General features: G+C 71.2%; 12 protein-coding genes. 7 read left to right on the top strand and 5 right to left on the bottom strand.

The features are described 5' to 3' along the window. Positions 1-3: 3 nt before the first annotated feature. The 6 genes from ABTZ59_RS14195 to ABTZ59_RS14170 all read left to right on the top strand — a co-directional run bounded on the left by ABTZ59_RS14195 (position 4) and on the right by ABTZ59_RS14170 (position 14,143). Positions 4-2,664 (top strand): type I polyketide synthase, encoded by a 2,661-nt coding sequence (locus ABTZ59_RS14195; protein ID WP_351395915.1) that lies wholly within the window; start codon positions 4-6, stop codon positions 2,662-2,664. Between the two features lie 358 nt (positions 2,665-3,022). Continuing rightward, positions 3,023-3,796, top strand: a complete 774-nt coding sequence (locus ABTZ59_RS14190) for a thioesterase II family protein (RefSeq protein ID WP_351395889.1) — start codon at positions 3,023-3,025, stop codon at positions 3,794-3,796. Between the two features lie 728 nt (positions 3,797-4,524). Then, a complete protein-coding gene (locus ABTZ59_RS14185; protein ID WP_351395886.1) occupies positions 4,525-7,428 on the top strand; it encodes a helix-turn-helix transcriptional regulator in 2,904 nt (967 codons plus the stop codon). Positions 7,429-7,530: 102 nt separating this feature from the next. Beyond that, the gene (locus ABTZ59_RS14180; protein ID WP_351395883.1) at positions 7,531-10,296 is read left to right on the top strand and encodes an AAA family ATPase; all 2,766 of its coding nucleotides are present in this window, start codon (positions 7,531-7,533) and stop codon (positions 10,294-10,296) included. 34 nt (positions 10,297-10,330) lie between these two features. Beyond that, complete coding sequence (locus ABTZ59_RS14175; protein ID WP_351395881.1) at positions 10,331-13,054, top strand: helix-turn-helix transcriptional regulator; 2,724 nt, start codon at positions 10,331-10,333, stop codon at positions 13,052-13,054. 504 nt (positions 13,055-13,558) lie between these two features. Continuing rightward, positions 13,559-14,143, top strand: a complete 585-nt coding sequence (locus ABTZ59_RS14170) for a helix-turn-helix transcriptional regulator (protein ID WP_351395912.1) — start codon at positions 13,559-13,561, stop codon at positions 14,141-14,143. Positions 14,144-14,959: 816 nt separating this feature from the next. On the opposite strand, the gene ABTZ59_RS14165 is transcribed toward ABTZ59_RS14170, so the two are convergent. Continuing rightward, positions 14,960-15,742 carry a hypothetical protein gene (locus ABTZ59_RS14165; protein WP_351395878.1) on the bottom strand — a complete coding sequence of 261 codons (783 nt, stop codon included), beginning with the start codon at positions 15,740-15,742 and terminating at the stop codon, positions 14,960-14,962. Between the two features lie 546 nt (positions 15,743-16,288). Here ABTZ59_RS14165 and ABTZ59_RS14160 point away from each other — a divergent pair. Next, positions 16,289-18,466, top strand: coding sequence for an FUSC family protein (locus ABTZ59_RS14160; RefSeq protein ID WP_351395875.1), 2,178 nt, complete (start codon positions 16,289-16,291; stop codon positions 18,464-18,466). Between the two features lie 14 nt (positions 18,467-18,480). Here the strand turns inward: ABTZ59_RS14160 and ABTZ59_RS14155 are convergent, their stop codons facing one another. The 4 genes from ABTZ59_RS14155 to ABTZ59_RS14140 form a co-directional block, all read right to left on the bottom strand. After that, positions 18,481-19,542, bottom strand: a complete 1,062-nt coding sequence (locus ABTZ59_RS14155; RefSeq protein ID WP_351395872.1) for an acyltransferase family protein — start codon at positions 19,540-19,542, stop codon at positions 18,481-18,483. A 317-nt stretch (positions 19,543-19,859) separates the two neighbouring features. Further along, entirely contained in the window at positions 19,860-20,903 is a 1,044-nt protein-coding gene (locus ABTZ59_RS14150) for an iron-siderophore ABC transporter substrate-binding protein (RefSeq protein WP_351395868.1), read from the bottom strand. A gap of 24 nt (positions 20,904-20,927) precedes the next feature. Next, the gene (locus ABTZ59_RS14145) at positions 20,928-21,740 is read right to left on the bottom strand and encodes an ABC transporter ATP-binding protein (protein WP_351395865.1); all 813 of its coding nucleotides are present in this window, start codon (positions 21,738-21,740) and stop codon (positions 20,928-20,930) included. A gap of 24 nt (positions 21,741-21,764) precedes the next feature. Then, the gene (locus ABTZ59_RS14140; protein ID WP_351395862.1) at positions 21,765-22,859 is read right to left on the bottom strand and encodes a FecCD family ABC transporter permease; all 1,095 of its coding nucleotides are present in this window, start codon (positions 22,857-22,859) and stop codon (positions 21,765-21,767) included. Between the last annotated feature and the right edge of the window lie 2 nt (positions 22,860-22,861).

Here is a 22,861-nt window from a genome sequence, read left to right as displayed (position 1 = left end):
CCTGTGGTTCTTCCTGAGCGTGGTGCGGTGCAGGTGCAGGTGGCGGTGGGTGTTCCTGATGAGTCGGGGCGGCGTTCGGTGGGGGTGTATTCCCGTCTGGAGGGCGTGTCGGGCGCATCGTGGACCCAGCATGCGACCGGTTTGCTGGAGGTTGGCTCGGAGGGGGTGGATTCCGGTTTTGATGCGACGGTGTGGCCGCCGGCCGGTGCTGAGGTGCTGGAGGTTGGGGGTTGCTATGAGCGGTTCGGGGAGGTCGGGTTCGCTTATGGTCCGGTTTTCCAGGGGCTTCGGGGGGCGTGGCGGCGTGGCGGTGAGATCTTCGCGGAGGTGAGTCTTCCGGTGAGTGCGGAGGGTGATGCTGCCGCGTTCGGTTTGCATCCGGCGTTGCTGGATGCGTCTTTGCATGCCTCGCTGCTGGCGGGTGAGGTTGATGGTGCTGGGGCTGGTGGTGGTCTGCCGTTCTCGTGGGAGGGTGTGTCGTTGCATGCGACGGGCGCTTCGGCGTTGCGGGTGCGGCTGGCGCCGGTGGGTAAGGACGCGATGTCCGTGGTCGCCGCCGACGTTTTCGGTCAGCCGGTCGTTTCGGTCGACTCGCTGCTCGTACGGGCCGTGTCGAGCGAGCAGTTGAACGGTCCGGCGGGTGCGGGCGGGGACTCCCTGTTCGGCGTGGAGTGGACGCCGGTGACGGCCGTGGCCGGGTCGGGTGTTCCCGGATCGGTGGTCGTCCTCGGGCCGGACGCGCTGGGACTCGTCGACGGTATGGCCGAGTCCGGCGCGGAGGCCGGGACGGCCGGGACGGTGGGGACGGTGGGGACGGCCGAGACCTACGCCGATCTGCTGGCGTCGGTGGCGGGCGGGTCCCCCGTAGCGGCCACCGTGCTGGTGGGCATCGACGGAACGTCATATACGGACGGGAGCGGGAACGAAGACGCGGATGGGGGCGAGGTTGGGGTCGCGGAGTCGGTGCATGCGCTGACCGCCGCGTCGCTGGCCCTGGTTCAGGGGTGGCTGGCCGAGGAGCGGTTCGCGGGGTCGCGGCTGGTGTTCGTTACGCGGGGAGCGGTGTCCGTGGACGGCGGTGCCGTTGCCGATCTGGCGGCGGCCTCCGTATGGGGTCTGGTCCGGTCCGCGCAGTCGGAGAACCCGGGCTGCTTCGGGCTGCTGGATCTCGACCCGGCGGACAACGCACCGGCGTCGGCTCCCCTGATCCGGGCTCTCGGTTCCGACGAACCGCAGTTGGTGCTCCGAGGGGGCGAGGTCAGGGCCGCGAGGCTGGACCGCGTAACGCTCCCGGAGCAGGTCGCTCCCTCCGATGGGGAGACCGAAGGGGCGGCGGAGAGCTGGGAGCGGGGCGGCACGGTACTGATCACCGGCGGGACCGGCGGACTCGGCGCCGTACTCGCCCGGCACCTGGTCGCGGAACGCGGCGTACGCCGGCTCCTGCTGCTCAGCCGCCGGGGCCCCGGTGCGGAGGGTGCGGGAGAGCTCGTCGAGGAGTTGGAGCGGCTGGGCGCCGAGGTCACGGCCGCGGCCTGCGATGTCGCGGACCGGGGAGCGCTGGCCGAGGCGCTGGCGGCCGTACCCGCCGCACATCCGCTCTCGGCGGTCGTACACGCCGCCGGTGTGCTGGATGACGGTGTGGTGGGTTCGTTGACGCCGGAGCGGTTGGACAGGGTTCTGCGGCCGAAGGTGGACGCGGCGTGGCATCTGCATGAGCTGACCCGAGATCTTGGTCTGGGGGCGTTCGTGGTGTTTTCGTCGGTGGCGGGTGTGTTCGGTGGTGCGGGGCAGGGCAATTACGCTGCGGCGAACTGTTTCCTGGATGCTTTGGTGGCGCGTCGGCGGGCGGAGGGTCTGCCGGGTGTGTCGCTGGCCTGGGGTCCGTGGGATCAGGCGGGCGGGATGACGGGGACGGTGACGGAGGCGGACATGCGGCGGCTGGCCCGCTCCGGGATGCCGCCGCTCTCCGTCGAGCAGGGCCTCACGCTCTTCGACGCGGCGGCCACCGGCGCGCGGGCGCTGGTGCTGCCCGTACGGCTGGATCTGGCGGCCCTTCGCGCCCAGGGCGAGGTTCCGGCCCTGCTCAGCGGTCTGATCCGCACAACGTCCCGGCGGTCGGCGACGGCCGCTCCGCGGTCGGCCGAGTCGCTCGGGCAACGGCTGACCGGACTGACCGACGAGGAGCGTCGTGATGTTCTTCTGACGCTGGTCCGCGCTCAGGCGGCCGTGGTGCTCGGACACGCGGACGGGACGGCGGTCGGCGCCTCGCGGCAGTTCCAGGAGCTGGGCTTCGACTCGCTGATGGCGGTTGACTTCCGGAACCGGCTGAACGCGGCCACGGGGCTGCGCCTGCCGGCCACCCTGCTGTTCGACTTCCCCACCCCGGCCGCGGTCGTGGACCAACTCCACTCCCAGCTGGTGACCGAGGAAGTCGGCGGAGCCGGATCGGTGCTCGCCGTGCTCGACCAGTTGGAGAAGGCGATCACGGAGATGACCGTCGACGCACAGGAGTTCAAGCACGTCGCCGGACGTATCGAGGTGCTGAGGGCGAAATGGGCCGCGTTGCGGCAGGAGTCGGCGAACGGCTCCGGCGAGTTCGACCTGGAGTCGGCGTCGGACGACGATGTGTTCGCACTCCTCGACGACGAACTCGGTCTGTCCTGACCGGGCTGCGCGAGCCCCTGCGGCGAAGGCGGTTCCTTCACTGACGAGTGGGTTCCGCCACCGATGTCCATACGAAGTCCATACAGAGACTAGGGAATTTCCCACTGTCCGTCCTAGTGGAATGGGGTGGTCGGTCACCGGGCCGACACGTGGCGGTCGGTGAGGGTGCGAGCCGGGTGACGTGAGTCGTCCGCCCGCTCTGTTGGGTAGGAGTGCCGCATGGAACGTTCGGTCGCGTCCGCGAGATCATGGCGCTCGCGGTGTGCCACGTCCCGTCAGGTTCCGCTGTCACCGGCCCGGAGGCCCGGACCGTCGCGCGGTCCGGATCGCTTGGCCCACCCCTAGGAGGATGCAACACATGACGACGTCCACCGAGGAGAGCCTTTGGGCGCGGTGCTTTCATCCAGCACCGGCCAGCTCGGAACAACTCTTCTGTTTCCCCCACGCGGGTGGCTCGGCGTCTTTCTACTTCCCGGTCTCCGCGCAACTGGCGTCCGTGGCCGAGGTGTTCTCCGTCCAGTACCCCGGCCGTCAGGACCGGCGCAAGGAGACCAGCCCCGGCGATCTCGGGGTCCTGGCCGATCAGATCTACGAGGCGCTGCGCAAACAGCTCCGCGCCCGGCCGACCACCTTCTTCGGGCACAGCATGGGCGCGACGATCGCCTTCGAGGTCGCGCGGCGGTTCGAGGCCGACGGCGGTGAGCTCTCCCATCTGTTCGCCTCCGGCCGGCGCGCCCCGTCGCGCCACCGTGACGAGCGTGTGCATCAGCGCGACGACGACGGTATCGTCGCCGAGCTGAAGCTGCTGTCCGGTACGGACACGGCGCTGCTCGGTGACGAGGAGATCCTACGGATGATCCTCCCCGCGATCCGCAGTGACTATCGGGCCATTGAGACCTACCGCTGCGATCCAGCGACGAGGGTCCGGGTCCCGATCTCCGCGCTGACCGGCGACAGCGATCCGAAGACCACGCTGGACGAGGCCGAGGACTGGCGTGGCCACACCACGGGGGCCTTTGACCTGAAGGTCTACCCCGGCGGGCACTTCTTCCTCAGTTCGCAGGCACCGGCGGTGATCGCGCTTCTGTGGAAACATCTCTCCACCCGGGCCCGGGGCGTCTCTTCAAGGTAGCGCCGTCCCGCCTGCCGGGCAGGCGGGACTTTGAAGACACACGCCCTGGCCACCGGCCACTGAGTCGATGCGACGAAGCCGTGGAGCGGCGTCGCCGAGCCGCGGTGGCCGGCCTCGCCGAGCGATCGACTCCGATAAGCGACCGAAACCACTGAACGACCGAAACCACTGAACGACCGAAACCACCGAACGACGGAAACCACTGAACGACGGAAACCACCCACCGACCTGTCCGAGTCGTGCACCTCTGTGATCAAGGGCTCCGAATAGTCAATGACTTCTCGGAAGATCGACACCTTCGGGTGGTGTGTGGTTCCTGATGCGCTTCTGGCGCGAGTGGTGGCGCGGTCGTGCTCGCCGCTCTGGAAGAATGTCTTCTTGTTCGGTGATCCGGATCATCCGGTTATCCGGACATCCGGGTTTCCGGAGCGGAGTGCTGTCCGGACAGCGGGCGACTCTCCGGGCGGGCGTGCCACCAACTCCCGGACGGTGCAGTGGCGTCCAGCGGACAGTAGTGCTTGATCCAGTTCGCGCTGGGTAGTCCCCAAGTGCCGAAACGGGCCCCGTGGGCTTCGTGGGTCGCGGGATCTTGTGATCATGCGAGCTCGCGCTGTCGATCGTGGAACGTTCAGCTGTTTTTGCGAGATGTGCGGGATATGCGGGATGTTGCGGTACGCGTCGACGAGTCATCGCGTCCGTTGTGTCCCCCGAGAGGCGAGGAGACCAAGATGCTGGAACAGGCCGACCTCTCCGGTTTGTCCAGCGGTCTGGTCGGTCGCGCCCGTGAGCTGCGAGTGCTGAGCCGCCATGCCGAGGCCGCGCGCGCCGGACGCGCGGGCCTGGTGATCCTCTCCGGCCCCGCGGGCATCGGGAAGACCAGTCTTCTGCGGGCGTTCCTCAAGAGCGATGCCTGCCGCGACATGGCTGTGCTGTACGGGGCGTGCGGGGAAGTCGCGGCGGGCGCGGGATACGGCGGTGTACGCGAGCTGTTCGGCTCGCTGGGGCTCAGCGGCGAGGACGCCGGAAACTCCCCGCTGCTGCGCGGTCTCGCCCGTCGCGCGCTGCCCGCCCTCACGGCCGGTCCTTTCGAGCACGAGAGGCTGGGCGCGTCCGCCACCTATCCGGTGCTCCACGGGCTGTACTGGCTCGCGGCGAATCTGATGGTGGACCGCCCGCTCGTGCTCGTACTGGACGATGTGCACTGGTGCGACGAACGCTCCCTGGGCTGGGTGGACTTCCTGCTGCGCCGCGCCGACGATCTGCCGCTGCTGGTGGTGCTCGCCCACCGCAGCGAGGCCGATCCGGTCGCGCACTCCGCGCTGGCCGACATCGCCGCGCAGCGTCGGCCCGCCCTGATGCGGCTGGCGCCGCTCACGCGCGCGGCTGTCGGCGAGATGGCCCGGCAGATCTTCCAGGTGCCCGTCGAGCCGTCCTTCACCGAGCGCGCCGCCGCCGTCTCCGGCGGCAACCCCCTGACGCTCAGCCGGCTCCTGGGCGAACTGCGCGCCGAGGGTGTGCGGCCCGACGAGAAGGGCGTGCGGAGAGTCGCCGAGGTGGGCGGCCAGGTGATCGCGTCCTCCGTGAGCGCGCTGCTGGACGATCAGCCGCTCTGGGTGCGCGAGGTGGCCCGGGCCATCGCGGTCCTGGGCGAGGAGTCCCCCGAGCTGGTCGGCATGCTCGCCGATGTGCCCCCGGCGCTCGTCGCGGAAGGCGTTGTCGCCCTGCGGCGCGCCGAGGTGCTCGCCGCGGACCGCGCCGACCTGGTGCATGACGTGGTGCGCTCGGCCGTGCTGGCCCCTCTCGGCGCCGAAGCGCTGGCCGGGCTGCGTACGAGAGCCGCCCTGCTGCTGAGCGACGCGGGCCGGCCCGCCGAGGAAGTCGCGGGCCGGCTCCTGCTGTTGCCCGCCCTGACGCAGTCGTGGATGCCGGCGGTGCTCCGTGACGCGGCCGTCCAGGCGGAGGGGCGCGGTGCTCCCGAGGCCGCGGTGCGCTATCTGCACCGCGTGCTGGAGGTGGAACCGGACAGCGTGCCGGTGCGCGTCCAGATGGCCACGTCCCTCGCGGAGATCAATCCGGCGGAGGCCATCCGGCTGCTGGAGGAGGCGCTGTCGCTGGCCGACGACCCACGCGCCAGGGCGATGGTCGCCGTGCGGTACGGCATGGTCTGTCTGGCCGTTCAGCGGTCGCCCGCCGGCGTACGGGTCCTCGAAACGGTCCTCGCGGAGCTGGAGGCGGCGTTGGGCCCCGGCCCCGATCCCGCCGACCGTGAACTGCGCACGCTCGTCGAGTCGGTCCTGCTGATCGTCGGGGCAGACGAGAAGGCGACGGTCGTGGCGACCCTGGACCGGGCCGCGCTGCTGACCGCGCCTCCCGGTGATACGCCCGCCCAGCGCCAGATGCTCGCGATGATGACCGTACTGACCGCGATGGAGGGCCGCTCGGTGGAGCGGACGGTCGAACAGGCCCGTCGCGCGACGAGTTCACCCGGGGCCGAGCTGGAGAGCTGGCCGCTGCTCGCCTCGTCGTTCGCGCTCAGCCTCGCCGACGAGGTCGACGAGGCACTGGACGCGCTGGACCGCATGCTCCGCTACAGCCAGGACAACGCCGCCGTCTGGTCCTTCGTCCTCGCGCTGTCCACCCGCGCTCTGGTGCTGCACGGCGCGGGCGCGTTCCCCGACGCCCTGGCCGACGCGCAGACCTCCATCGAGATCATCGGCGAGGAGAGATGGGGTGACGGCGCCGCGCTGCCCCAGATCGCGCTCGCGACGATGCTGGTGGAGCGGGGCGAGGCCGAACGGGCCGAGGAGGTGCTCCGCGGTATCAAGCGGGGCGGCCTCGACCGCTTCGTCATCGAGTACCACTGGTCCCTGATGGCACGGGCCCGCGCCAGATCGGCGCTCGGCGACCGGGAGGCGGCGCTCGGTCTCTACCGCGAATGCGGCAGATCGCTGGCGGAGTGCCGGTTCAGCAATCCGGCGTTTCTGCCCTGGTGGTCCGAGGCGGCGTGTCTGCTCGCGGTCATGAACCGCGGTGACGAGGCCCGGGAGATGGCCGAGTACGGCGGCGAACTGGCCCGGCGATGGGGCACCCCGCGTGCCCTCGGGCTCGCCGCGCTCGCCCGCGGTGTGATCGCCCCCGGTGGCACGGGCATCGAACCGCTCACGGAATCCGTGCTCACCCTGGCCGGCTCGCCCGCCAGAGCGGAGCACGCCAACGCGGAGTTCGTCCTCGGCCGCGCCCTGCTGAAGACCGGCGACCAGCGCGGTGCCCGTGAGCATCTGCGGACCGCCACCGACCTCGCCCAGCGCTGTGGGGCCCTGGCGCTCGCGGGGGTCGCCCGCAGACTGTTGGTCACCGCCGGCGGCAGGATGCGGAAGATGAGCGCCTCACCGCTTGACATGCTCACCGGAATGGAACGCAGGGTGGCGGGTCTCGCCGCGTCGGGCGCCAGCAACCGCTCGATCGCGGAGACCCTGTTCGTCACGGTACGCACCATCGAAACACATCTGACCAGCGTGTACCGGAAACTGGGCGTGAGTGGGCGTACCGAACTGGGCGCCGTTCTGCGCACGCCCGACATCCCCGATGGGCAACCACCGGGCTGGGTATCCGAATCACGCTGGCGACGCTGAGGCGAACGGGGCGAGGCGGTGCGCGTGACTGGCCGGAACGACAATTGTCTGAGCACGCGGTCCCTGGAGTGGACGTATGGACCGGACACCCGTCGAGACGGGATGGACCTGCTCGAACGCGGGCGTGAGCAAGCGGCGCTGACCTCCCTGCTCACCTCGCTGGGCGGACGGCGCGCGGGCATCGTGACCCTCACCGGAAGACCGGGCCACGCGCAGAACGCGCTGCTGAGATGGGCGGCCCGGCGAGCCCGGGACGGCGGACTGTGTGTACTGCACGCTCAAGCGGCCCCGGCCGAACGTGAGGTGCGCTACGGCGTGATCGCGCAGCTCATGACATCGATGGCGGGCCAGGCCGAGGAGGGCCCGACCGGGGTCTCACCGCGGGAACTGATGGAGCACCGGCAGCCCGATCCGCTGCCCGGACTCGACGGAACCCTTCACTTCGCACAGACGATGCCTACCCTGCTGGTGATCGAGGACACCCAATGGCTCGATCCCGCCTCCCTGCGCTGGCTGCACGCGCTGGTCCGGCGGCTGACCCCGGACACACCGGTCGCGGTGCTGGCGAGCGGCAGCGGCGTGTCGGCCAAGGGCAGGGACTGGCTCAGCCTGCTGCCCACGTCCCCGGTGCCCAGCAAGCAGCTCGTGCTGCGCGGACTGACCGACCAGGGCGTCGTCACCGTCGTGGAGGCGGTCTGCGGCGCCCCCGGCGACCAGCGGTTCACCGCGGCGGCCGCGGCGGCCACCGAGGGCAACCCCGCCGTCCTGTGGGATGTGCTGCGCCAGTTCACCGACCAGGGCCATGAACCGGTCGCCGCCCGGCTGCCCGAACTGCGCGCGATCACCGCCGCTGTCGTCGGCGACCACGCGACGCGCTCCCTGAACGGTCTGCCCGCCGAGGCCGTCGCGCTGCTGCGGGCGCTGGCCGTCTGCGGCGAACTGATCAGCTTTCCCCTCGCCCGCGCGCTGGCCGGGCTGAGGCCCGTACGCGGCCAGGAAGTACGGGTGATGCTGGAGGCGGCCGGACTCACCGTCTCCGGGGGAACGAGGACACAGGTACGCCACCCCGTGGTGAAGGCCCGGGTGCTGGAGGACATGGCCACCGACGAACGGGCCCAGCTGTACTCCCGGGCCGCGGAGCTGGCCCACCGGGCCTGGGCGAACGAGGAGGATGTCGCCGAGATCCTGCTCCGTACGCCGCCGCCGGGAGCCCCTTGGGTGGTCGGCACGCTGTGCGAGAGCTTCGCCGCCGCCCTGGACGCGGAGGACCACGGCCGCGCCGCCGCGTATCTCTCCCGCGCCCTTCGCGAACCGCTGGAGCCGCGCGAGCGCGCGCGGCTCACCCTGGAACTGGCCGCCGCCGAAACGATGTCGGCGCCCCTGGCGGGGGACCGAAGGCTCGGTGAACTCGTCCGGGCCGGCAGCGGCGCCCCCGAGGGACTGCGGGCCCGCGCCGTCGACCTCGGACTCGCCCGCGGCGACAGCGACTGGGCACGCCGCGCGGCGGCCGAGGCGCTGGGTGAGGTACGGCCCGGCGAACGGGACGATCTGATCGCGCTGTTCTGGCTCGCCGACGAGTCACGGGACGACACCGAACCGATGGTGCCCGAGGTGCCCGTACTGTCCGACCGCCCCTCGACCCCCGCGCAGAGTGGCGTACGGGCCTGGCAGCTCGCGGTGCGCGGCGAGGACCTGGCGGCGACCAGGACGCTGGCCCGCGCCGCCCTCGCGGGCGACGGCCCCGACACCCCCCTGATGCTGCCCCGGCTGGCCGCCTGCCGGGCGCTCATCCTGACCGACGACCACGAAGAGGCATCCGCCGAGCTGGACGCGCTGCTCACCGTCGTACGGCGCGACCATCGCAGGGCGGCCACCGCTCGGATCCTGACGGCGCGCGCCGAACTGTCCCTGCGGGCAGGCCGGTTCGACGCCGTGGAGCGGGACATCCAGGCCGCGGAACGGGCCCTGCCGATGTCGAGCAGACATCCGCTCATCGTCCCGAGCCTGACGGCCCTGCGCATCGCGAGCGCGGTGGAGGCCGGCCGGCTGGAATACGCGCGCTCGCTCGCCGCCGCGCCCACACCGCCCGGGGCGGAGGAGGGCGTGCCCTGGTCCGCTCTCCTCTACGCCAGGGCGCGGGTCGCCGCCGTCGACGGGCGCTGGAGCGAGGCGCTGGAGCTGGCGAAGGAGAGCGGCCGGCGGCTGCTGCGCAGACAGTGGAGCAATCCGGCGCTGTTGTGCTGGCGCCCGCAGGCCGCCGAGGCCTGCTATGCCCTTGACGACCGCGCGGAGGCGGCGCGGCTGAGCCTGGAGGAGCTGAGGCTCTCCCGCCGTTGGGGCTCGGCCGGCGCGCTCGGCGTCGCCGAGCTGTGGGCCGTCCCGATGACCGGCGCCGGCGGCAGGCCCGTGATCGCCGCCCGCGAGGCGGTCCGCGTCCTGGGCGACTCACCCGCCCGGCTGGCCTACGCGTGGGCGCTGGCCCGACTGGCCTCCTGCGAGCTGGAGGAGGGCGACAGCCGCGCCGCCGCGCGCTCCCTCGCCCAGCTCTCCCCGTTCACCGCGGCTCATCCGTCGGGCCGGCTGGCGGCGGCGGTGAGCGGGCTCACCGAACGGCTGGAGCGGCCGGCCGGGCCGGTGACCCCCGCCCTGCCCCCGGAGTGGACCACGCTCTCGGAGGCCGAACAGCGCACCGCGACGTTCGCCGGACGCGGCCACGGGAACCGCGAGATAGCCGAACTGCTCGCCGTGAGCAGACGCACCGTCGAGCTGCGGCTGAGCAACACCTACCGCAAGCTGCGTATCACCGGACGCGAGGAACTGTGCGTGCTGGTAAGGAACATGGGAGAACGGCGGAGCGATGCTTCTTGAGCGGGATTCGGAACTGGCTCGGGTGGGAGCCGCGTTGAGCGCCGCGAACGAGGGCACCTCTTCGGTGATACTGCTGTCAGGACCCCTCGGCATCGGAAGATCTTCTCTGTTGCGCCGACTGCCCGGTGTCGTCTCCGGTACGGATGTACGCGTCCTGCGGGCGAACGCCGCCCCGATGGAGCGGGACTTCGCGTTCGGTGTGGTCAGCCAGCTGCTGGACAGTCTGCTCGCCGGCGCCCCGCGGGCGGAGCGCGAGCGCTGGGCACGCGAACCCGACCGGGCCACCGGCCTGCTGTTCGGCGCCGACGGCGGCCCGGCCGGCGCCGCGTGCGAATCGACCCTGCACGGACCGCGCGCGCTGCTCGCCGACATCAGCGAACAGGCCCGGCTGCTCATCCTCGTGGACGACCTCCAGTGGGTGGACATCCCCTCCCTGCGCTGGCTCGCCTATCTCACCAAGCGGCTGCGCGGACTGAGGGCCGTGCTCGTCTGCACGATCCGGGACGGCGACCAGGGCGCCGGACACGCCCTCGTGCGCGAGATCGCCGCCGCCTCGACCCAGGTACTGCGCCTCGCCCCGCTGTCGCGGGACGCCACCCGTACGGTTATCCGCGAACGGTCCGGCGTGCCCGCGGACGACGAGTACGTACGCGCCTGTCACGAAGTGACCGGCGGCAACCCGCTGTTCCTGATGTCCGTACTGCTGGGCATGGACGCACGGGGCCACAAGCCGACCGCCGACCACGCCGACCGGGTACGCGCCCTGCGGCCCGCGGGGCTGCGCGAGCGGCTGGCGAGCTATCTGCGGACCCGGACACAAGCGGTACGTGACACGGCCGCGGCGATCGCGGCCTTCGGCGGTCACGGCGACCCCGCGCTCATCACGGAGCTCGCCGGACTGGACGAGATCGGCTTCGGGGCCGCCCGGCGCGCCCTGCGCGAGGCGGGGCTGCTGACCGACGCGCGCGAACCGCGCTTCGTCCACCGTGTCGTCCAGGACGCCGTCGAATCCGCGATGTCCGTGGCCGAACGCGAGCGCTGGCACGCCGCCGCCGCGGACCTGCTGTACCGCAGCGGCCGTCCCGCCGAGCAGGTCGCGGCCCATCTGATGGCCGTCACCAGCTTCGGCCGCCCCTGGTCGGTGATGGTGCTGCGCGGCGCGGCCGACACCGCGCTGCGCCGGGGCGCGCCGGAGGCCGCCGCCCGCTATCTGCGCCGCGCGCTGCTCGGCCACCGCCCCCAGGACGAGAGCCGTGCCCGACTGCTGGTCGAACTGGCCACCGCGGAGCGCGGATTCGACCCCGAGGCATGCCGGCGCCATATCGTCCAGGCGATGCCGCTGCTGACCACGGTCAGGGACCGGGCCGCCGCCGCGCTGCGCATCCCGCCGCCCCTGCTCGGCGCCATACCCCCCTCCACGGCCACGCTTCTGCGTGGTGTCGGCGAGGAGCTCGGACCGCCCGCCGAACTGGACGGCCCGGCACGGGAGATGGCCCTGCGGCTCGAAGCACGGCTCAGGCACGACGGGCACGAGAACCCGGGAGAGCTCGCGTCCGCCAGGGAACGCCTGCGCGAGCTGGGGGAGGAACCCCCGCTCGGCTCCGTGGCCGAACGCGAGCTGGTGGCCGTGCTCCTCTTCTCCAGTACGCTCACCGGCGGGCTGACCGCGGCGGAGGCGGCACGCACGGGCGGCCGCGTCCTGGAACGCGAGCCGGCCACCTCGGCGGGCGCGCACACCACGCTGCCGCTGGTCGTCATCACCCTCTTCGCCGCCGAGTCGGTGCGGGACGTGGGCTCGTGGCTGTCCACCGAGCAGCAGGCCCGATGGCAGAACGCGACCGGCGCCGACACCGTGCTTCTTCTCGCGGAACGCGCGTTCGTCCTCGTCTCGCAGGGCAGGCCCGCCCAGGCACGCGAATATGTGGAGCGTGCCATGGGGTCGGCCGAGGCGGACTGGCGCGAGCCCACCATCATGATTCTCTCCACGGTCGCGCTCGAACTGCGGGACCCGGCGCTCAGTGAACGGATCCTCGCCAGGGCCCTGCGGCGCCGGACGGCCGGGCTGGCCCTGACAGCCGCACTGCGGATACTCCAGGCGTCGGTGGACGCCCAGCGGGGGCTGCGGCCCAGAGCGCTGGAGCGGCTGCTTGCCTGCGGCCGTCAACTGGAGGTCTCCGGCTGGCGGAACTCGGCGCTCTTCCCTTGGCGTCCGCATGCCATCGGCCTCTACCAACGGCTCGGCGACTCCCGTTCCGCACTGCGGCTCGCCGAGGAGGAGCTGGCCTGGGCCACGGCGTGGGGAGCACCCGCCGGGCTCGGTCGCGCACTGCGGCTGAAGGGGTGGCTCCAGGGCGCCCAGGGTGTTCCGTCGCTGCGTGAAGCGGTCGCCGTGCTGCGCGGTTCATTCTTCGAACTGGAACTCGCCAGGACACTCGTGCTGTTGGGCCGGCAGCTGGGCAGCGGCGCCGAGGCGGAGGCGGCGCTACGGGAGGCGGGCACCGTCGCGGCGGCCTGTGGTGCTCCCTGGCTGGTGGAGCGGGCCGAGCACGGTCTCGGTACGGCCTCCGCGCCGAAGACCGCCGTGCTCACCCGTAGCGAGCGCAAGGTGATCACTCTTGTCGGCCGCGGGCTCACCAACCAGGAAATTGCGGGTGAACTCGGAGTGAGTTCACGCGCCGTCGAGAAACATCTTACGAATTCCTATCGCAAGCTCGGCATCTCGGGCCGGCATGAGCTGGCGGATGCTCTTCCCGCGTAGACTCCGACGCGTAACTGTTAACGGCATGCTACGTACCGCTGTGGCCCCTGCGGCCCCTGCGCGGCCTGGTTCGGTCCGGCTTGCCGCACGAACCTCAGGGGAACCTCAAACAAGGCCGAATTGCGCGGATGCGGCGCCTATCCGTCCCGCCCGGCATGCCGGGTTTTTCCCACCGTAGACATCGTCATTGCGGACCGAACCTTCCCGGGGCGGGACCACAGCTTTAGCCATCTGAACAGGGCTCTTGTTGACGGGCCGACGCAAGGCTACCTACTCTCAATTCAGTAAATGGATTACCCCGTCAATGAGGTCACGAGAGACCGGCTGCCGGTGTTATCCGACCCGCATAACGATGTTGAGTATTCCCAATGAATCGGGGGGACCCGAAAGGATGGCGGTCTCGTGGCGATTGCTGCACTCGCAGATTCGGCGCAGGTCACAACGAGCGACCTCAAACCCGACCAGAACGGGCACGGACGCGCCCAGCAGTTCGACCAGCCGGGGCTGTGCATGGCCTCACTCGACCCGGCTCTGACCATCCAGCAGGCGAACGAGGAGTTCTTCCGGCGGTTCGGTGACGCCTCGGCGGGCGTCTGTGGCCGCAGCTTCCGCGATCTGGTGCATCCCAGCGTCCAGCAGCCACTGATGCGCCAGTTCTCCCGGCTGGTGGAGGGGAAGCGTCAGCGGTTCGCCTCGCATGTGGTGGCCGTGGGGCCGGAGGACTCCGCGTTCGCCGGGACGCTGACGGCCGCGGCCGTCAGCGGGGAAACCCCCGACGTGGCCGCGATCCTGGTGCTCATGCGCTCCTCGGAGGGGGGATCCGCGGACGCGGGCGTGCTGACCAACCAGAAGAAGATCCTCACCGAGATCGACGCGCGCATTCTTGAGGGCATAGCCGCGGGTCTGTCCACGATCCCGCTGGCCTCCCGGCTCTATCTGAGCCGGCAGGGCGTCGAATACCACGTGACGGGGCTGCTCAGGAAGCTCAGGGTGCCCAACCGGGCCGCCCTGGTCTCCCGGGCCTACTCGATGGGCGTGCTGAACGTCGGCACCTGGCCACCGAAGGTCGTCGAGGACTTCATCAAATGACAACGGTGCCGGAGCCGGCCGCCAACGGCTCCGTCCACCCCGGTCGATACCGCCCATAACGCGGAATCCGCCGACCGCGCACCCACCCGCCGGACCGTGACGCCTCGACCGGGCGCCACGGTCCGGCGGGTTTCTGCGTTCTTGTCCGAATTCCCTCATCGATCCGCTCCGCCACCTATTCCGGCCGGTGCCCGCCGCGGGTTCGGTTGGTCATGCGAACGTAAAATCTCTCTCGCCGAGCCCGCTTGCGCCGTCCCCCTTGTCTGTTTGCCCTGGCATTACCGAGGGGCGCGTCGAAGGGCTTGTGTCACGCTCACGCGGTGAGGGAACCGGCGGCCTGGCGATAGTGGATGTGACATGTATGTACTATTTCTCGTCGATGGCGTACCAGAAACGTTTCACTTCGACTCCACGGCACGTACCCCACGCCGTGGAGATCGAGTGATCGAGAGTAATAGTGCTGTGCGGCACATTTCGAAGCCCGATGTTCGAATGGAATGGTTACCGTGTGGTTCTGGCCACTGCCGCTTGTGGTTTTGCTGACCGATTCGACCGGCGATTCGACCGGCGATTCGAGCGAGGCACGGTGATCGGGGACACTTCGGCCGGTATTCGTCCGGAAAATGTGGACGAGAAGTGCCAGATGCATAGTCGCACGCCGGCCGCCCTTTCCCCTACCGCCCAGTCTTCAATCCCGCGGTCGCGACCGAATCCGGACCGACCATGGCTCAGCCGCGGTCGGTCCGGATGAGACCTCGATACGAGGGGCGGACACAGGTGGTGTGTCGGGGGTGCGGTGGCTGATCAGACCGATCCTCAGCCGGCGGATGCCTGGTAGAGGCCCCGGCCGGCACGGTGGGCACGCGAGGTGCCGACGAGCCGGTCGAGGGTGCTGCGTACCGCGTTGATGCTGCCGGGGGTGCCGTCCCGGCCCAGCGCCTGCGCCACATCGCGGGCACGGACGGGGTCGCCGTCGGATGCCGCGAGCACCGCGAGGATCTGCTCGGTCAGTCCGCTCGCCTGCTCGCTCGCCGGGGTGGGGGCGGCAGGGGTGGCGGTCGTCTTCTTGGCGCGGGTCTTCGTGGCCGTGGCGGGCGCGGCCTTCTTGGCCGGGCGGCTCGTCCGCTCCTTGGGCGCCTGCTCCTTGGCTGCCTGCTCCTTGGGCGACTGCGACTTCGCCCCGGAACCCCCGCCGGAGGTACGGGCCGACGACGACGCCGAAGCGGACTTACGGGACTTTCCCGCCTTGGCGGGTGCGGCCTTCTCCTTGGCGGGCGCCTCGGCGGCCGCCTCTTCGACGGGCGCCGTCTCGGCGGGTGCCTCCTCGACCGGAGTCACCACAACGGGGGCCTGGGCGGCGGGAGTCTCCGCGGCCGACGGCTCCGCGGCTCGCTGCTCCGGCACGGTCTCCTGCGCCTGGGGGGCGGGGCTGAGTGCCTGTAGGGCGCCCAGGGCGGTACGTACCGACTCCAGGCGCTCGGTGACGCTGGCCAGCTCCTGTTCGAGGGACTGCTGATGTGTTTCCAGCTGGGGGAGTTCGCCGCGCAGGAGCGCCGTCGTGGTTTCGATGCTGTCCGGTGTGTTGGACGGGGATGTCATGGTGTAGCCCTCTCGTTCCGCGTCACCGCTGTTGCCCCCGTTGGTGACCGATGGAGAGAAGAGTAGGCGCTGTTGCGTTGTGATTGGTAACGGATGGACGGGATATGGCCCCAAGTTCATGGTGCGGTGCCCCCGGGACGAGGTGTGAAACGGTCGCCACCGCGTGCCAACTCGCCCTTGGATCAAGGATGGTGTGAGACCGACGAGTGAACTGCCACCGTGAGACGAAGCCGTGGGAATCGCTGCCGGGTTTCGTCGGTGTGGTGGCCCCCGTACGGAGATCTTGACGGCTCCGGGCGGATCCGGAGGCCTCGCCGACCCGGGGGCTCGCCCGCCCGGAGGCCGCGCCCGCCCGGGGACCCCACCGGCCCGTGGACCCCACCGGCCGGGAGCTGAGCCGCACCGCCCCGGAACACGTGTGACATCCGCGCGTAACAGAACGGCGGCTCGAAGGACAAGTGTTGGTGTTACGGTCGGGGACACGCGGTCGCCGCTGCCCGCCGGTCTGCTTCCCTCGCCCCACGAGACCGGTCGTACAGGAGACTCGTGTCCGCACCGCCTTCCTCCCGCCCGCTGTCCGCCTCGTCCTCCTCGTCCTCCTCCCGGCGTTCCCTGCCCGCGTGGCTCACGCACCCCCTGGGCTGGCGCTCCGCGCCCATCCCCTGGACCGCCGCGCTGCGCGGCGCCCTAAGCGCCGGACCGCTGCTGGCGCTGGGCCTGCTGACCGGACACCTGAGCCAGGCGGTCCTCGCCGGGCTCGGCGCGATGCTCGCCGGTGTCAACGACCGGCCGGGTACCCGGCGCACCGGTGTGGTCCACATCGGTCTGCCCGCCGTCGGTGGGGCCCTCGGGCTGCTGTGCGGCGGACTGCTCGCCGACGCCGACAGCCGCTGGACCGCCGTACCCGCGCTCTTCGCGGTGGGCTGGCTCTCCGGCGCGCTGAGTGTGACCGGCCCGGTGTGGTCGGCCGCGGCCATGCAGTGTCTGGTCACCGCGGCGATCGGCGCCGGGATGCCGATACCCGGCCCCGCGTGGCTCAAGGCGGTCTGCTATCTGGGCGGCGCGGTCTGGCTTCTGCTGCTGCGGTTCCTGCTGCGCGCCCCACGGCGCGTCCTGCGCCGCGGCGCCCGCCGCGAGGGCGAACGCGAGGCCGTCGCCGCGGTCTTCGACGCGCTCGCCGACGCCCTCCTCGCTCTGGGCGGACCCGACGCGGAGCCCGCTCGCCGACGGCTGATCGCCGCACAGCACCGCGCCGACGAGTCGCTGCGCCTGATGCGGCTGCTGCCCTTCCCCGGTCGGCGCGGAGGCAGTGGCTCCGCCCAGGCGCACCGCGTGACGGAGCGCTTCGCCGCCGCCACCGCCTTGTGCGAGGCCGGGATCGCACTGCTGTGGGAGGGCAGGCCGCTGCCCCGCCAGGTGGCGAACGCACCGCGTCTGCTGGCCGTCGCCGTACGCGCCGACTCCGCCCCCGGCGCACTGGCGAGCCCCGTCTCCGACACGGTCCAGCGCGGGGCGTTCGACCGGGCGTTGCTGGCCGCGGCCGTGACGTTCGACCGCACGGCGTTGCGGGAGCCGCCCGCGCCGCCCATGCGGCCCGTACCGTACGAGCCGACGCGTCCGGTGCGTCCGGTGCGTTCCTCGCGTGGGTCCCTGAACGCCGGAAGCGCCCGGCGGGCGCTGAAGGAGCTGACCGGGCCCGGCGCGCTCCGTACGCTCGGCCGCGCGTTCGCCCCCGCCAGGCGTGAGAACGCGCTGCGCGTGGCGCTCTGTGTGGCGGCCAGCGCCGCCGTCGCGCTCAGCCTCCACCAGACCCACTGGTACTGGCTCCCGGCCACCGCGGCCTTTCTGGTGAAGCCCGATCTGGGGCCGCTCTTCTCCCGTGTCGTCAACCGTGTCGCCGGTACCGCCACGGGCGTGCTCGTCTTCACCGTTCTGACCCTGGCCATGGCGGGACTCGGCGGCCTGTGGTGGCTGGTCGCCGTGGTCGTGGCGGGCGGCGCGCTCATTCCGGTCGCCACCCGTCACTTCGGCTTCCAGACCGCGGTGGTGACCCTGCTCGTTCTCTCCTTCGTCTACGCGGTGGGCGACACCGAGGCGACGGCCGCGCGGCTGCTGGACACCGCGCTCGCCTGCGGGATCGTGCTGCTCGTCGGCCACCTTCCGCATCTGACGGATCCGCGTGTGCGGGTCGGCCACCGCTTCGCCGTCGCGCTGCGCAGCACGGAAAGGTATCTGCGGTACGTACTCGACACCCCGAGGACCGACCCCAGGACCGAACCGGGAACCGCCCCGAGAACGGACCCCAGAACCGACCCGGGGAGCATCCCGGCGGCGCCACGCGGCGGCGACGCGAAGGGCATCGCGCTGCGGTACGCCGCGTACCGGGCACTCTCCGAGGCGCGGGCCGCGGCGGAGACGGCCGCCGCCGAACTGCCGGGGCTCCACCGCGCACACCGACACGACTGGCTGGCCGTCATGGCACGCGCGGAGCGCGTCGTCGACGCCGCCACCGTCTGCGCCGTACGCGTCGAGCAAGGGGTGCCCCCGCCCACCGCCACCGAGGCACGGTGGGTCACCGGAGCGCTGGCCGCGATGGCGGACGCGCTGGAGGGCGGCCGTGGCACCCCGATGCCCACGCTGCCCCCGGTCCCGAAGGACTGCCGTTCACTGCGGGATGTGATGACCGAGCTGCACGGTATCCAGTCCTTGACCACCGTCGTCTGAGCCCCTGCCCGCCACTACCCCGGCCGGTGTGTCCGCGTCCGCGCCCGCCGGGTGAGTGGCTTCTCGATGAGGTAGTGGGAGGCCGTGGCGGCGGCGAGACTGGCGGCGATCGTGGCGGTCGTGTGCCACGCGGCGCTCACACCCAGATCGGAGACGAGCCGGCTGAGCGGGTAGTGCCACAGATAGAGGCCATAGCTGAGATTGCGGCCGATCCAGACGAGCGGGGCCAGGGACAGTCCCCGCGAGAGCCAGGTACGTGGCCGGAGTTCCAGTGCCGCCACCACCGTCGCCGACAGCACGGCGGCCACCAGGAAGCCGACGGTGTACCACGGCATGGTCCAGGCGCTCGTGCCGGTCATCGGTACGTACATGGCGATCAGCGCCAGGACTCCGAGCGCGGGCCAGGCCAGCCGCGCTGACCAGCGCCGCAGCGCGGCCAGCCGCGGGTCGTCCGCATGCAGCCGCGCCACCAGGATCGCCAGTACCGCACCGGCCAGCAGTTGGTCCGCGCGGGTGTCGACGCCGTTGTAGATACGGTGCGCCGCGGTCGGGTTCCACAGGATCACCCGCCAGATCAGCGGCAGCAGACACAGCACCGCGGCGCAGAGCAGTACGGTCCGCGCGCCCACCCGCCGAAGGAGCAGCACCAGAACGGGCGGCCAGACCAGATAGAACTGCTCCTCCACACTCAGGGACCAGCTGTGGGACAGCAGAGAGGTGTCGCTCGAATAGACGCCGGGCTGGGCGGCCCTGACGATGTTCATCAGGAAGGTGGCCGCCAGCACGATCGCCACCCATGGAGCGTCGAAACTCGGCAGCCCCGTGGTGAGTGCCAGTACGGCGCACACCGCGCAGACGGCCAGCAGGGCGGGGACCAGCCGCACCCAGCGCCGCCAGTAGAAGGAGCGCATGGCGACATCGCCGGTACGGGCGAACTCGGCGAGCAGCAGCCGTGTGATGACGAAGCCGCTGATGGTGAAGAAGACATCCACCCCCAGGGCGCCACCCGGCAGCAGCCCCGGTTCCAGGTGATAGACGATGACCACCGCGACGGCCAGCGCCCGCAGACCGTCCACGCCCCGGACTCGCCCGTCGGCCCGTAGCGCGGAGGGGAACCCGCGCCCGCCCCGGACGAGCCGGCCCTCGATCCGCCGTGGGAGGAGAGCCAGGGCGACACCGGGTGGGGGGGTGTGGTGTCCGGTTCGGTCGGGTAGGTGTGCGGCAGCGGTGCCCGCGCTGCGTCGTGTGTCCGCGGTGGGTGGGGAGTCCATTCAGTGCCCGTGCCCACGATGCGGCGAAGCACGCGGGAGTTAACCGAAATCTCAGAAACACCACCCGTCCGTCCCACACCATCCGGCCGCCCCGAACCGGTGTCCCCGGAGGCGGCCGACGGCTACTTCAGTGGTTCGGCGAACAGCGGGACGACCTTCTCCAGCGCGTACGCCACCGAGAACACCGAGTCCGTCGAGAAGGCCGCGCTGAGGGTCTCGTCGTCGAACACCACGGACCTGCCGGCCTTGACGGAGGGGACGGCCCGGTACAGCGGATCGTCGCTGATCTTCGAGGCGGGTATCCCGATGGGCGTCATCACCGTCAGATCGGCGTCGAGCAGATCGAGGTTCTCGCGGGAGACGTCGATGTAGAACGACGCGCCGGCCTTGGCGTCGACCGCCGGGTTGTTCGTGAAGCCGAGGCGCTCGACGAAGTCGGTACGGCCCGTGCCGTGCACATACGCGCCGAACCCGTCGCTGGTCCGGGAGCCGAGCGTGATGGTCTTGCCCTTGAACTCGGGGTGGGCGGCGGCCGAGTCACGGAACTTCTTCTCGGTCTCGGCGATGAGCGACTCGCCCTTCGCGGGAACACCGAGGGCGGTCGCGACCATCTCCGTCTGCTGACGCCACGAGATCTTGTACTGGTCGCCGCCCTTCGGGACGCCGACGGTGGGTGCGATCTTGCTGAGTGTGTCGTAACGGGCCTGGTCGCCGCTGGACTTGGTGTCCAGGATCAGATCGGGCTGGAGAGCCGCGATCTTCTCGAACTCCGGCTCCAGTGTGCCGATCAGCTGAGGGCTCTTCTTGTAGAGGCCCTTGGCCCAGGGGCCGACTCCGTCCCCGCCGAACGCCAGCCAGTCGCTGGCTCCGACGGGCTGTCCGCCGAGCGAGAGCACGGCCTCGGCATCGCCCCAGCCCAGCGCGACGACGCGGGCGGGCCGCTTCTGCACGGTGATGTCGCCGAACTTCGTCGCGACGGTGGCGGGGAAGGCACCGTTCTCGGCGCCGGACGCGGCGTCCGCGGAGGCGCTGCCGGAGTTGGAGCCGGACGTTGTGCCGCAGGCCGTCAACCCCACGACGAGGGTGGCGAGTACGGCCCACAGCGCGACGGAAGCCGGCCGGGAACGGTGTGCGGGGGAAGCGGAAGGGTTCTCTCTCGATGACATGAGTTTAGGTTAGCCTACCCTAAATCACGCTTGAACCGGGGTGATGTGATGACGCCCGATCGGTACGATCATGGGCGTGCCCGACGCGGGGTCCTCGGCGATCGAACAGCGCATCCCGAACACCTCCGTGACCAGCTCCGCCGTCACGATCCCGGTGGGAGCGCCCTCCGCCACGATCCGGCCGTCCTTCATCGCGACCAGATGGTCGGCGTAGCGGCAGGCCAGATTCAGATCGTGCAGGACGACCGCGATGGTGGTGCCGAACTCACGGTTCAGATCGGTCAGCAGGTCCAGTACATCGAGCTGGTGGCTGATGTCGAGGAAGGTCGTCGGCTCGTCCAGCAGCAGGATGTCCGTACGCTGGGAGAGCGCCATGGCGATCCAGACGCGCTGCCGCTGGCCACCGGACAGCTCGTCGACCGGCCGCCCGGCGAGCTCCAGCACATCGGTGGCGAGCAGCGCCCGCGCCACGGCCTCGTCGTCCTCGGCCGTCCACCGGCGGAACCACCCCTGGTGCGGATAGCGGCCGCGGCCCACCAGATCGCTCACCGTGATGCCGTCCGGCGCCACCGGGCTCTGCGGCAGGATGCCGAGCACCGACGCCACTTCCTTGGTCGGCATCTCCTGGACGCTTCTGCCGTCCAGGAGCACACTGCCCGAGAACGGCGCGAGCAGCCGGGCCATCGAACGCAACAGAGTCGACTTCCCACAGGCGTTCGGGCCGACGATCATGGTGATGGCGCCGGGCGGAATGTCCAGACTCAGCCCGCTGACCACCTCGCGGCCGCCATAGCCGAGCCGGACGTCCCGCGCCGCCAGCGTGTGCTCCGCACTCATGCGCAGATCCTTCCGTTCCATCGATCAGCCGCCCTTGCCCACACGGTTCGACCGGGCCAGCAGCCACAGCAGATACGGGGCGCCGATCATGCTCGTCACCACGCCCACCGGGAACTGGACGGAGCCCAGCAGATGTTGTGCCGCGAAGTCACCGACGCTCACGATCAACGCCCCCGTCAGCGCGGCGGGCAGCAGGGCGGCGCCCTGGCGCGGCAGCAGTCGGCGCGCGATCGGCGCCGCCAGGAGCGCCACGAAACCCACCGGTCCCGCCGCGGCCGTCGCCACCCCCGCGAGCGCCACCGCGCAGCCGATCAGCGCCAGCCGGGCACGCTCCACCCGAGTGCCGAGCCCCCGCGCGGTGTCGTCCCCGAGCTGCAACGCCGGCAGCGCCCGCGCCGCCAGGAAAGTCAGCGGTACGAGCATCACCATGGCGCCGAGCAGCGGCCACATCTGCTGCCAGGACACGCCGTTGAGGCTGCCCGCCAACCAGGCGAGGGCCTTCTGCGCCTCGGTCACCGCCGAGCTGGTCAGCAGATACGAGACCAGGCTGGACAACCCCGCGCCGATGCCGACCCCGACCAGCACGAGCCGGTATCCGGCGACGCCCTCGCGCCAGGCCAGCGCGTAGATCGCCACCGCGGTCAGCACCGCGCCCGCGAGCGCGCTGACCGAGAGCGGGAAACCGCTGACGCCGAAGACCGCACTGGCCAGCACACCGGCGGCGCTCGCGCCCCAGCTGATACCGATCATGTCGGGGCTGGCCAGTGGGTTGCGCAGCAGGGTCTGGAACACCGCACCCGAGAGTCCGAACGCCGCCCCCACCAGCAGACCGGTCAGCGCGCGCGGCAGCCGCAGCTCGATGATGACGAACCGCGCACCGGGATCGCCCCCGCCGGCCAGAGTGGCGACGACCTCGCGGAGCGGTACGACGAGATCGCCCACGGACAGCGCCAGACACAGCGCGGCGAACACGACGGCCAGCAGGGTGACCGAGACGGCGGTGGCGCGGGCCCGCCCGGCCCGGCGGACCAGGGCGACCTCCCGTACGGCACCGGCCAACCGCTCATCCGTGACCGCGCCGCCGGAGGGCCGAATGTCTCCGGCCACCTCGCGTCCCACTT

This window comes from Streptomyces sp. NPDC094034, assembly GCF_040303865.1.
Lineage (GTDB): Bacteria > Actinomycetota > Actinomycetes > Streptomycetales > Streptomycetaceae > Streptomyces.
Note: the sequence above shows the minus strand (reverse complement) of the source record. Positions and strands in the feature narration are given on the sequence as shown.

What these genes read in the sequence shown, in the direction of transcription:
- ABTZ59_RS14185 (WP_351395886.1), top strand. Translation starts at nt 4,525, where the DNA reads ATGCTGGAACAGGCCGACCTCTCCGGTTTGTCCAGCGGTCTGGTCGGT.
- ABTZ59_RS14150 (WP_351395868.1), bottom strand. Translation starts at nt 20,903, where the DNA reads ATGTCATCGAGAGAGAACCCTTCCGCTTCCCCCGCACACCGTTCCCGG.
- ABTZ59_RS14190 (WP_351395889.1), top strand. Translation starts at nt 3,023, where the DNA reads ATGACGACGTCCACCGAGGAGAGCCTTTGGGCGCGGTGCTTTCATCCA.
- ABTZ59_RS14145 (WP_351395865.1), bottom strand. Translation starts at nt 21,740, where the DNA reads ATGAGTGCGGAGCACACGCTGGCGGCGCGGGACGTCCGGCTCGGCTAT.
- ABTZ59_RS14165 (WP_351395878.1), bottom strand. Translation starts at nt 15,742, where the DNA reads ATGACATCCCCGTCCAACACACCGGACAGCATCGAAACCACGACGGCG.
- ABTZ59_RS14180 (WP_351395883.1), top strand. Translation starts at nt 7,531, where the DNA reads ATGGACCTGCTCGAACGCGGGCGTGAGCAAGCGGCGCTGACCTCCCTG.